Genomic DNA, 11,547 nt, shown 5'->3' with positions numbered 1-11,547 from the left:
GGATACTCCGATACGCTTTGGGTCATTTCACCCCCAATGGGTCGAATTTCAACCCCCGGGCGCGTCAACTGCCCGCAGGACCGAGGCGATTTCGCCCCGCATCCAGCGGTGGGCGGGCGAATGCGACGACCGTTTGTGCCAGACCAGCGACAGGTCCACGACGGGCACCTTCATGGGCGCGGCATAGGTGTCCAGCCCGGCCTTTTCGCAGACCCGTGCGGCGAGTTGATGCGGCAAAAGGGCCAGCAGATCGCTTTCGCTGACCGTGCGCCAGACCCCGGACATCACAGGCAGGGTCATGGCGATGTGGCGGCTTCGTCCCACCCGATCCAGCGCGGCATCGCCCAGCCCCTTGCGGTGGCCTTCGGGCGAAAACAGCACATGGGACAGGTCGCAGTATAGGTCGATGGGGATCGTCTCTCCCGGTTCGATCCCGGCCCGCGCCAGCCGCGGATGCCCCTTGCGCGCGATCACCACGAACCCGGACCGCATGACGATCTGATCCTCGGCCCAGGGCGGAAAGGGATAGCGTGGCACCAGCGCGAAATCGAGGCTGGGATCCAAGAGCGGGTCTATGGTCACGTCCGGGGTAACATCGACTTGCTGCACCCCCACACTCGGCGCGGCCCGTGACAGGCGGTCCGCCAGCGCGGGCATCAGCATCTCGGTAAAGAAATCGCTGCCCGAGATACGGAAACTGCGTACGGCCGTGACCGGGTCGAACGGCTGCACGGTCAGCGCCTCGGTCAGTTGGCCAAGGATCGACTGCAACTGCGGGGCAAGGGCGCGGGCGAACTCTGTCGGCTCCAGCCCGGCGCCGACCCGCACGAACAGCGGATCGTTCAACGCCCCGCGCAATCGACCCAGCGCGGCCGACACCGCTGGCTGCGACAGGCCCACGCGCGTCGCGGCCCGGACGGTGGAATGTTCCGTCAGCAGCGCATCAAGCACCTTCAGCAGGTTCAGGTCGAAGGAGGCCAAATTGATGATGTGGATATTATCTATACAATCAATTCGTTTCAAAGATTTTATCAGACATGCCAGAGTCCACTCATCGGGTCCGGATGGGGTGGCCCGATCCCGACAACCAAAGCCTGCCGCGCCCGCCGATCCCTTCGGCGACCGGCCCCGGCATGCCAAAGGAAAGGAACGACAATGCTGGACAATCCGCTTGGCCCCGGCACCATCGACTGGAACGGGACGCTTTACAAAACCGTGCTGACACTGGCCGACAGTCAGGGCGCGATGACCATCACCGACAGCGTTTCGCCGCCCAAATCCGGTCCGCCGATGCACATCCACCACGGCGAGGACGAGGCCTTCTTCATCCTCTCGGGTGAGGTCGAGTTCAGCGTCGGCAGCACCCGTCTGCGCAAAGGCCCGGGCGAGGCCGCCTTTGTACCGCGCGGTGTAGAACACACCTTCACCGTCGTTGGCGACAAACCCTGCCGCCATCTTGTCATCCTGACGCCCGGCGGCTTTGAAGGGTTCTTTGCCGAAATGGCCGAAGGTCAATTTCGCATTCCCGAAGACATGGAACAGGTGCAAGACTCGGCAAAAAGGCATAGTCTTGAATTTACCGGGCCGCCGATTTCGCCCGAGTTGTGATCCGCGCCGCGCCGCGTGATCTGTGCCAGTGGATCTGGTTTTCATTCAAAAGCAAACAATGGGGACAATGATGAAGGGTATCGCAATTCTGTTTTTTCTGACCGCTGTTCTGTGCGTGACCATCGGGATGGGCTGGGGCATCCAGATGTCCGCGTCGCAGGATCATTCGCTTTACGGGGCACATGCCCACCTGAACCTCGTCGGCTGGGCGACGATGGGGCTGTTCGGCCTTTACTATGCAGTGACACCGCAGGCCGCGCAGGGGGTCTTGCCGAAAATTCACTACGCGCTGGCGCTGTTGGGGGTGGTCCTGATGGTGATCGGGATCGTGATGGTTCTGACCGAACGCAGCGAAATGCCGGTGGTGATCGGGTCGTTCCTGACCATCGGGTCTATGCTGGTGTTCCTCTATACCGTGTTCCGGCACGGGATCGGCCGGGCCGCCTGACCCCGCCGTTTTGAACAGGGGGCCGCCTGCACATGCGGGCGGCCCTTGCCTTTTGCGCGGGCGCACGTCTAAACCCGAAAGCGACAGTAATTTCCGCCGCCCGGAGTCCCAAATGCGCCTTAGCCGCTACTTCCTTCCCGTTCTCAAGGAGAACCCCGCCGAAGCCCAGATCGTGTCGCACCGCTACATGCTGCGCGCGGGCATGATCAAACAGGCCAGCGCCGGGATTTATTCCTGGCTTCCGCTGGGCTTCAAGGTCCTGCGCAAGCTGGAAAACATCGTGCACGAGGAACAGGTCCGCGCGGGCCACATTCCCATGCTGATGCCGACCCTGCAATCGGCCGACCTATGGCGCGAAAGCGGCCGCTATGACGACTACGGCGAAGAGATGCTGCGCATCACCGACCGGCACAAGCGCGACATGCTGTATGGTCCGACCAACGAAGAGCTGATCACCGATATCTTCCGGTCGCATGTGGGAAGCTACAAGGATCTGCCGCTGACGCTTTACCACATTCAGTGGAAGTTCCGGGACGAGATCCGCCCGCGCTTCGGCGTGATGCGGGGCCGTGAGTTCCTGATGAAGGATGGCTACAACTTCGACCTGACCAAGGAAGACGCACTGCACGCCTATAACCGCCACCTTGTCAGCTACCTGCGGACCTACGAACGCATGGGCCTTCAGGCGATCCCGATGCGCGCCGATGGCGGCCCGATTGGTGGCGATTATACCCACGAATTCCTTGTGCTGGCCGAAACCGGCGAATCCGAGGTCTTCTATGACAGCGAGATCACCGATCTGAAATTTGGCGACCGCCAGATCGACTATGATGATGTCGCACAATGTCAGGCCGTGCTGGAGGAATTCACCAGCCGTTACGCCCGCACCGACGAAACCCACGACGAGGCGCTGTTCACCCAGATCCCCGAAGACCGCCGTCGCGTGGCCCGCGGGATCGAAGTTGGTCAGATCTTCTATTTCGGGACCAAGTATTCCGAACCGATGGGCGCCACCGTCGTCAATGACAAGGGCGAGCGGGTGCCGGTCCACATGGGATCGCACGGGATCGGTGTCAGCCGCCTGATCGGCGCGATCATCGAGGCGAGCCACGACGACAAGGGCATCATCTGGCCCGAAGGCGTGACGCCTTTTCATTGTGGTATCGTGAACCTCAAGCAGGGCGACGAAGAGGCCGACACGGCCTGCGAGGCGATCTACGACAGCCTGACCGCGCTGGGGCTTGAGCCGCTTTATGACGACCGCAACGAACGGGCCGGGGGCAAATTCGCCAGCATGGACCTGATCGGCCTGCCGTGGCGGATCACCGTCGGCCCGCGCGGGCTGAAGAACGGCGTCGTCGAACTGACCAGCCGCCGCACCGGCGAGAGCGAGGAACTGCCGCCCGAACAGGCAATCGCCAAGATCGCCGCCATCTACGGTCTGGCGCAGGGCTAAAGGACAAGGGGCGGGCCGAAAGGTCCGCCCCAGTTCGTTTCAGGCGAGGAAATTGGCGCGTTGAAAACGGTCACCGCTGGGGTTCTGGAGGTTGCCTATCTGGAAACCGGGCCAGCCGATGGGCCAACGGTGATCCTGCTGCACGGGTTTCCCTATGACGTGCATTGCTACGATGACGTGACCGCCCTGCTGTCGGCGCGTGGGGTTCGCTGCATCGTGCCTTGGCTACGGGGCTATGGCCCGACCCGCTTCCTGTCGCCCGATACCATGCGGTCCGGCCAGCAGGGGGCGGTGGGCGCTGATCTTCTCGCCTTCATGGATGCGCTGGACATCCCCACCGCCGCACTGGCGGGCTATGACTGGGGCGGGCGTGCTGCCTGTATCGTTGCCGCGCTTTGGCCTGACCGGGTGCGCGGGCTGGTCAGTTGCGGGCAGGGCTACAACATCCAGAACATTCCTGCCGCTGCCCATCCGGCCCCGGCAGCAGAGGAAGAACGCTACTGGTATCAATACTACTTCCACACGGACCGGGGGCGCGCCGCCCTGACCGACAACCGTGAAGACCTGTTTCGGCACATCTGGAAACTCTGGTCGCCCGATTGGCGGTTCGACGATGCCACATGGTCCGCGACCGCCCCATCTTTTGACAATCCCGATTTCGTCGATGTGGTGGTGCATTCCTACCGACACCGGTTCGGCGGGGCCGCGGGCGATCCGACCTATGACGGGATCGAGGCGCAACTGGCCGCCCAGCCGAAAATCACGGTGCCGACCATCATCCTGCAAGGGGCCAGCGACGGGGTCGATCCGCCGACACAGGCGGACGCGGCCCGCCCGCAATTCACAGGGCCTTATGACCGGCGCGTTCTGGACGGGGTGAGCCACAACCCACCGCAGGAAGCGCCAGAGGCCTTTGCCGAGGCGGTGCTGGCAGTGATGGAGATGTAGATGGGACCGAGGCGTGCAATGATGCGTCTGAACGTCTGGCGACACTACCCGCAGGATATCTGAAGAAAGCCCAAATCGTTCCTAGGTCTTGCCCGGCGGGCACCGCCGGGCTGCGCCTGCCTGCCCCCCGGCAGGCGCAATCGACGTTTTGGAAAATTGAAACGTAGCAGTCTATTCGGATGGACGGCAGATTTCACCCGACGGCCAATGCGCCTACCCAGGCAGGCGCAGCCCTCAGTTCATCGTTCGCAGGGCATCGTGCGGAAGTCTTTCCGCAATTGTCCCGTTCCCAATGCCCGCGCCCCATGCTACGCCCCTGCCCATGTGGGATATCCTTCTTCAGACCCTTCCCTTTTTCGCCCTGATCGCGTTGGGCTTTGGCGCGGGCCGCACCGGGTTCTTTACGCCCGAGGCGACGGCCTATCTGACGCGCTTTGTCTTCTATTTCGCCCTGTCGGCGATGCTGCTGAAATTCTCGGCCAACCTGTCACTGTCCGAAATTCTAGATTGGCCCTTCGTCGGGGCCTACCTGACCGGGACGCTGGCCATCTACCTTGTCGCAACCGCCGTGGCCCTGATCCGCAAGCGCGGGATCGAGGAAGCGGCGGTCGAGGCGCAATGCGCCGTGATCGGCAATGTCGGCTTTCTTGGCATCCCTATGCTGGTGCTGCTTTTGGGGCAGAATGCTATTGGCCCGATCATGCTGGTCCTTGCGGTTGACCTGATCGTATTCTCCTCGCTGATCGTGATCCTGATCACCGGATCGCGCGACGGGCGGGTCAGCCCGGCGGTTCTGAAGACAGTGGGACTGGGCCTGCTGAAGAACCCGATGATCGTCTCGATCGTCGTCGGGCTGTCGGTTTCGGCCTCGGGGGCGAAAATTCCCGCGCCGGTGAATGATTTCCTGACCATCCTTGGCGCGGCGGCGACGCCGGGCGCGTTGTTTGCCATCGGGGCCTCGCTGGCGTCCAAATCGGCTGAGCGGCTGGCCGTGGCGGGCTGGCTGTCGGTATCCAAGCTGGTGCTGCATCCGGCGGCGGTGGCCGTTGCCGCGCTGGTCCTGTTCGACGTGGATGCCTACGCCGCCGGCGTGATGATTTCGGCCGCGGCCCTGCCGGTCGCCGGCAATGTCTATATTCTTGCGCAGCATTATGGCGTGGCACCGCAGCGGGTGTCCGCCTCGATCCTCATTTCGACGGCGCTCAGCGTCCTTACAGTGTCGGCTGTGATCGCCTGGGTCCAGCCGTTCATGGGCTAGGCTGGCGCAAACCTCCAACCTTGGGAGACGACCATGAAAACGATTTCCGAAAACCGGTGCTTTGGCGGGGTGCAGGGGGTCTATTCCCATGCCTCCAGCGCGACCGGGACCGACATGACCTTTGGCCTGTTCCTGCCGGAAGAGGCCGAACACGGGCCGGTGCCCGTGTTGTGGTATCTGTCCGGGCTGACCTGCACCCATGAAAACGCCATGGTCAAGGCAGGCGCGCAGGGATGGGCGGCGGAACATGGCATTGCGCTGGTCTTTCCCGATACCAGCCCGCGCGGCGAAGGCGTGGCCGATGACGAAGCCTATGATCTGGGGCAGGGGGCCGGGTTCTATATCGACGCGACCGAAGAACCCTGGGCCCCGCATTTCAAGATGTGGACCTACGTGGCCGACGAACTGCCGAAAATCGTGACCGCGAATTTCGCCGTGGACGAAGACCGGCAGGCGATCACCGGCCATTCAATGGGCGGTCACGGGGCGCTGACCCTTGCTATGGCCCTGCCGGGGCGGTTCCGGTCCGTGTCGGCCTTTGCGCCGATCTGCAACCCGACCAACAGCGACTGGGGCCGCAAGCAATTCGCGGCCTATTGGGGCGACGAAAGCAAATGGGGGCCGCATGACGCGACCCTTCTGATGCAGGGGCCGGGGTTTGACGGGCCGATCCTGATCGACACCGGCACCGACGACCAGTTCGGCGACAAGCTGGGCACCGAGGCTTTCGCCGCCGCCTGCGCCGCCAAACGGCAAGAGGCGACGATCCGGCTCCAGAAGGGCTATGACCACAGCTATTTCTTTGTCTCGACCTTCATGGAAGATCACATCGCCTTTCATGCGGATGCACTTTACGGGGGATAACCCATGTCCAACCACTATGACCTGATCATCATCGGCTCCGGTCCCGCGGGCCGGGCCGCCGCCATTCAGGCTGGCAAGCTGAAGCGGCGGGTGCTGGTGGTGGACCGCAAGGACCGGCTCGGCGGGGTATCGGTGCACACCGGCACGATCCCGTCCAAGACCCTGCGCGAAACCGTGCTGAACCTGTCGGGCTGGCGGGAACGGTCTTTCTATGGGCGCAGCTACCGGGTGAAGGACAAGATCGACGCGGGCGACCTCAAGGCGCGGCTGCATATGACGCTGGATCACGAGGTTGACGTGATCGAACACCAGTTCAACCGCAACCACGTCGAAGACCTGAACGGCGTGGCCAGCTTTACCGGCCCGAACGAGATTGAGGTTGCGGTGGACGGGGGCGAGGTGCAGCGACTGACCGCCGACAAGTTCCTGATCTGCACCGGGACCAAGACCTTCCGCCCCGATTGGGTGCCCTTCAACGGCAAGACCGTGCTGGACAGCGACGAATTCCTGGAGATGGGGGAAATCCCCCGGTCGCTGATCGTTGTTGGCGCAGGTGTGATCGGGGTGGAATACGCCTCGATGTTCGCCACGCTGGACGTGCGGGTGACCCTGATCGAACCGCGCGAAAGCTTCCTTGATTTCATCGACCGGTTCACCATCGACGAATTCACCCACGAGATCCGGGAAAACGGGCTGGACCTGCGGCTGGGATCGCCCATCGCCAAGGTCGAGGACATGGGCGAACATATCGAGGTGAGCCTTGAAAACGGCCGCCATGTCCGGGCCGAAATGCTGCTGTTTGCGGCCGGGCGGATGGGCGCGACCCAAAAGCTGAACCTGGACGCGGTGGGGATCGAAACCGACCACCGGGGGCGGATCAGCGTGGACCGGAAAACCTATCAGACCTCGGTGCCGCATATCTATGCCGCGGGCGATGTGATCGGGCATCCGTCGCTGGCCTCGACCTCGCTCCAGCAGGGGCGGGTTGCAGCCTGTCACGCACTGGACACGCCGACCCTGCCCGAAAGCCCGTGGTTCCCCTATGGCATCTATTCGGTGCCCGAAATCTCCACCTGCGGCATGTCCGAGGAAGAGGTGCAGGAACGCGGCATCCCCTATGAAATCGGGGTCGGGCGGTTCCGCGAAACCTCGCGCGGGCATATCATGGGGCTGGAACATGGGTTCGTGAAGATGCTGGTCAGCCTCAAGACCCGCCGCCTTCTGGGCGTGCAGATCGTGGGCGAGGGCGCGACAGAGCTGATCCATATCGCGCAGGCGGTGCTGAACCTGAAGGGGACGGTGGATTACTTCGTCGAAAACACCTTCAACTACCCGACGCTGGCCGAGGCCTACCGGATTGCCGGGCTGGACGCCTTCAACCGGATGCCGATACCCGAGGAATACAAGGTGAAGGGCAAGGTCAAGGGAAAGTCCAAGGGATGATCTACGTCGATGCCGATGCCTGCCCGGTCAAGGCCGAGGTTGAACGGGTCGGCACCCGGCACGGGGTGAAGATGTTCATCGTCTCGAACGGCGGGCTGCGCCCGTCGCCCAACCCGCTGGTGGAAACGGTGATCGTCCCCGAAGGGCCGGACGTGGCCGATATGTGGATCGCCGACCGGGCGGGACCGGGGGACGTGGTGGTGACCGGGGACATCCCGCTGGCCGCGAAATGCGTCGAGGCCGGGGCCAAGGTGCTGAAACACAACGGCGAGGCGCTGACTCAGGCCAACGTGCGCGAGGCGCTGGCCATGCGCGACCTGATGGCCGACCTGCGCGCCGCCGACCCCTTCCGGCAGGGCGGTGGCAAAGGGTTCACCAAGGCCGACCGGTCCCGGTTCCTCGACGCGCTGGAACGGCTGCTGCGGATGGTGGGTTGAAACCCACCTTACGTTCAGGGGCTCTGCCCCTCTGGCCTTTTGGGCCATTCACCCCGGGATATTTATTGACCCAAAGAAGGGGGCTGGACTGAGCGTCCTTTCTTCTTTGGGTTCCAAATATCCTCTGGGGGCCATGAATTATCTGGTGGGGGGCGAAGCGCCCCCGGGTAAGGTGGGTTTTAACCCACCCTGCGCCCTTGCCCCGGGGTCGCCCAAGGGGGCGCCGGGGTGCAGGGCCAGCGGCCGTTTTCCGCGAGAATGGGAAAAAGGATTGCCGTGGAGGTATCCGCCCCCAGGTCCGTTTCCGCGCTCTTGTCCCGCCCCTTGCGGGGCCGGCAACCAGTTCGGATATCCTTGGCGCACCCCTTGGGTAAGGGGCGCGGGTCAACCGGGGACAGGTTTAGCGGCAAAGGGTTAGCGGGCGGTTTTGCCGCCGTGACGGTGGGGCAGGCCGGGAATTGTCGCCCCTGTGGTTGCGCTTTCCCCGCGGCCCTTGTTTGTTGGGCCTATGTTCAGGTCCATTTCCGACAACCCGACCCTTCTGGGCGCGCTTTCCGCATTGGTCGCCGTCTTTTGTTTTTCGATCAACGACATGGCGATCAAGTTCCTGTCGGGCGGCTATGCGTTGCATCAGGTGGTGCTGTTCCGGTCGCTGATCGGGATGGTCGTGCTGCTGGCGGTGCTTCTGCCCCTGTCGGGCGGGCTGGCGGCGCTGCGCACCCGGCGGCTGGGGATGCATCTGTTGCGCGGGGCCTGCGTGGTTTTCGCCAACATGACCTTCTTTCTGGGGCTGGCCGCGTTGCCGTTGGCCGAAGGGGTGGCGATCTTCTTTGTCTCTCCGTTGATCATCACCGTCTTTTCGGTGATTTTCCTGAAAGAAACGGTTGGCCCGCTGCGCTGGGCCGCGATTGCCTTGGGCCTGATCGGGGTGCTGATCGTGCTGCGGCCCGGGACCGAGGTGTTCCAGCCCGCGGCCCTGTTGCCCATCGCGGCAGCCTTTGGCTATGCGGCGCTACACATGTTGACCCGCTATATCGGGCGGAACGAAAGCGCACTGGCCATGTCGTTCTACATTCAACTGACCTTCATCCTGATTTCGTCGGGGATGGGGCTGGCCTTTGGTCAGGGGCAGTTCGCGGGGTGGGAAAATGCCTCTCTCGATTTCATGTTCCGCGAATGGGTCATGCCCCATGGCCGCGACTGGCTGATCCTTGCGACGGTTGGCGCGGCCTCGGCCTTTGGCGGGTTTTTCATCAGCCAGGCCTACCGCGTGGCCGAGGCGGCAGTGGTCGCCCCCTTCGAATATGTCGCCATGCCGCTGGCGGTGTTCTGGGGCGTCGTGGTCTTTGCCGAATGGCCCGACGGGGTGGCGATTGCCGGGATTGCCCTGATCATCGGGTCGGGGCTGTTCATGGTCTGGCGCGAGGCGAAGTCCCGGCGCGCCAAGGTGCCCGATACCCCGCGCTACCGCCGCTGATAGCCCTTCCAACCCCGCCCGCCCTGTGGTCAGATGGCTGCGGTTGAACGAAGGCGAACGGGGATGCGATGCCGGTTGAAGCGGTAATATTCGACATCGGAAACGTGCTGATCGAATGGCAGCCCGAGCGATTCTACGATGCCGCCGTTGGTGCCGCGCGCCGCCGCGCCATGTTCGCCGCTGTCGATCTGCACGGGATGAATGACCGGATCGACCGGGGTGAAAACTGGCGCATGGTGGTCGAGGAGACCGCCGCGACCTACCCGGAGTTCGCCACCGAGATCATGCTCTGGCATGACCGCTGGATCGACATGGCCAGCCCTGCCATCGACCACTCGATCCGCCTGATGCGGGCACTGCGCCGCGCCGGGGTGCCAGTCTTTGCCCTGACCAATTTCGGCAAGGAAACCTTTGCCCGCGCCAGTCTCGACTATCCGTTTCTGGAGGAGTTCGACCGCGCCTTCGTGTCCGGCCACATGGGCGTGATCAAACCAGAGCCCCGGATCTATGAACTGGTCGAGGAGGGATGCGGCATCGCGCCCGACCGTCTGCTGTTCACCGACGACCGGGCCGAGAATATCGACGCCGCCGCCGCGCGCGGCTGGCAAACCCACCTGTTCACCGGCCCCGATATCTGGGCCGACCGGCTGGTGGCCGAAAACCTGCTGACCCGAGAGGACGCCCAATGACCGACGTGACGATGATCCCCTTTGCCGAGGGCGAAAAGGGGCTGGACTGGCTGGCCCTGACCGATGCGCTGGCGGCAGGCCATGACCTGCCCAAGGCAGAGGTCGAGGATGTGTTTCTCTATCGGGACAAGGACACGCTGTTGAACCGGTCGGCGTGGATCGACGGGCTGGGTGTCGCGGTAAAGGCGGCGACGGTCTTTCCGGGAAACCCGGCCAAGGGCAAGGCGATGATTGGCGGCGCGGTGAACCTGTTTTCGGACGAGGACGGGAGCCTAGAGGCGGTGCTGGATTTCCACCTTGTGACCAAGTGGAAGACCGCCGGCGACAGCCTTCTGGCCGCCCGCCGCCTCGCCCGCCCGGACAGCCGGAAAATCCTGATCGTGGGGGCCGGCACCGTGGGCCGCAGCCTATGGGCGGCCTATGGAGCGGCTTTCCCGGGGGCCGAATTCACCGTCTGGAACCGCAGCCCCGAAGGCGCGGAACGGTTCGCGCAGGACTGCCCCGGCGTCGCGGTCGCCACCGATCTGGCAAGCGCGGTGAACGCTGCGGATATCGTCACCTCGGCCACCATGTCGACCGAACCCCTGATCAAGGGCGATTGGTTCCGCCCGGGCCAGCATATCGACCTGATCGGTGCCTACCGCCCCGATATGCGCGAGGTCGACGATACGGCGCTTTTGCGGTCCCGTGTTTTTGTCGACAACCGGCACACCACCGTGGGGCATATCGGGGAACTGAAAATCCCGATCGCCGAGGGGGTGATCGGACCGGACCATGTGATTGCGGACTATTACGATCTGGCGGCCTTCCGACGCGATCCCGCGGATATCACCCTGTTCAAGAACGGGGGCGGCGCGCATCTGGACCTGATGACGGCGCGCCATATCCTCGACAACTGGCGCGAACGGGGCTGACCGGA

12 protein-coding genes are annotated in these 11,547 nt (G+C 63.6%); 11 read left to right on the top strand and 1 reads right to left on the bottom strand.

Annotation, left to right across the window (positions count from 1 at the left end; translation table 11 throughout):
- Window positions 1–48 precede the first annotated feature (48 nt).
- On the bottom strand, window positions 49–981 hold the full coding sequence (locus tag U3648_RS13025) for a LysR family transcriptional regulator (protein WP_420859668.1): 933 nt from the start codon (window positions 979–981) through the stop codon (window positions 49–51).
- Window positions 982–1,155: 174 nt separating this feature from the next.
- Between U3648_RS13025 and U3648_RS13020 the strand changes: the two genes are divergently transcribed.
- From U3648_RS13020 to U3648_RS12970, 11 genes are all read left to right on the top strand, one after another.
- Entirely contained in the window at window positions 1,156–1,608 is a 453-nt protein-coding gene (locus U3648_RS13020) for a cupin domain-containing protein (RefSeq protein ID WP_420859667.1), read from the top strand.
- Window positions 1,609–1,678: 70 nt separating this feature from the next.
- Window positions 1,679–2,056, top strand: a complete 378-nt coding sequence (locus U3648_RS13015) for a hypothetical protein (RefSeq protein ID WP_420859666.1) — start codon at window positions 1,679–1,681, stop codon at window positions 2,054–2,056.
- Between the two features lie 112 nt (window positions 2,057–2,168).
- Entirely contained in the window at window positions 2,169–3,512 is a 1,344-nt protein-coding gene (gene proS, locus U3648_RS13010; protein ID WP_420859665.1) for a proline--tRNA ligase, read from the top strand.
- Window positions 3,513–3,572: 60 nt separating this feature from the next.
- Window positions 3,573–4,460 carry an alpha/beta fold hydrolase gene (locus U3648_RS13005; RefSeq protein ID WP_420859664.1) on the top strand — a complete coding sequence of 296 codons (888 nt, stop codon included), beginning with the start codon at window positions 3,573–3,575 and terminating at the stop codon, window positions 4,458–4,460.
- Window positions 4,461–4,782: 322 nt separating this feature from the next.
- Window positions 4,783–5,718, top strand: a complete 936-nt coding sequence (locus tag U3648_RS13000; protein WP_420859663.1) for an AEC family transporter — start codon at window positions 4,783–4,785, stop codon at window positions 5,716–5,718.
- 33 nt (window positions 5,719–5,751) lie between these two features.
- Entirely contained in the window at window positions 5,752–6,582 is an 831-nt protein-coding gene (gene fghA, locus U3648_RS12995; RefSeq protein WP_420859662.1) for an S-formylglutathione hydrolase, read from the top strand.
- Between the two features lie 3 nt (window positions 6,583–6,585).
- Complete coding sequence (gene sthA, locus U3648_RS12990) at window positions 6,586–8,025, top strand: Si-specific NAD(P)(+) transhydrogenase (RefSeq protein WP_420859661.1); 1,440 nt, start codon at window positions 6,586–6,588, stop codon at window positions 8,023–8,025.
- A complete protein-coding gene (locus U3648_RS12985; protein WP_420859660.1) occupies window positions 8,022–8,462 on the top strand; it encodes a YaiI/YqxD family protein in 441 nt (146 codons plus the stop codon). The genes sthA and U3648_RS12985 overlap by 4 nt, the downstream gene beginning before the upstream one ends.
- A gap of 508 nt (window positions 8,463–8,970) precedes the next feature.
- Window positions 8,971–9,939 (top strand): DMT family transporter, encoded by a 969-nt coding sequence (locus U3648_RS12980; protein ID WP_420859659.1) that lies wholly within the window; start codon window positions 8,971–8,973, stop codon window positions 9,937–9,939.
- A 68-nt stretch (window positions 9,940–10,007) separates the two neighbouring features.
- Window positions 10,008–10,628, top strand: coding sequence for an HAD family hydrolase (locus U3648_RS12975; protein ID WP_420859658.1), 621 nt, complete (start codon window positions 10,008–10,010; stop codon window positions 10,626–10,628).
- A complete protein-coding gene (locus U3648_RS12970; protein WP_420859657.1) occupies window positions 10,625–11,542 on the top strand; it encodes an ornithine cyclodeaminase family protein in 918 nt (305 codons plus the stop codon). Before U3648_RS12975 ends, U3648_RS12970 begins: the two co-directional genes overlap by 4 nt.
- Window positions 11,543–11,547: the final 5 nt, after the last annotated feature.

Origin of the sequence: Marivivens marinus (assembly GCF_035969385.1) — a bacterium.
GTDB lineage: Bacteria > Pseudomonadota > Alphaproteobacteria > Rhodobacterales > Rhodobacteraceae > SELP01.
Note: the sequence above shows the minus strand (reverse complement) of the source record. Positions and strands in the feature narration are given on the sequence as shown.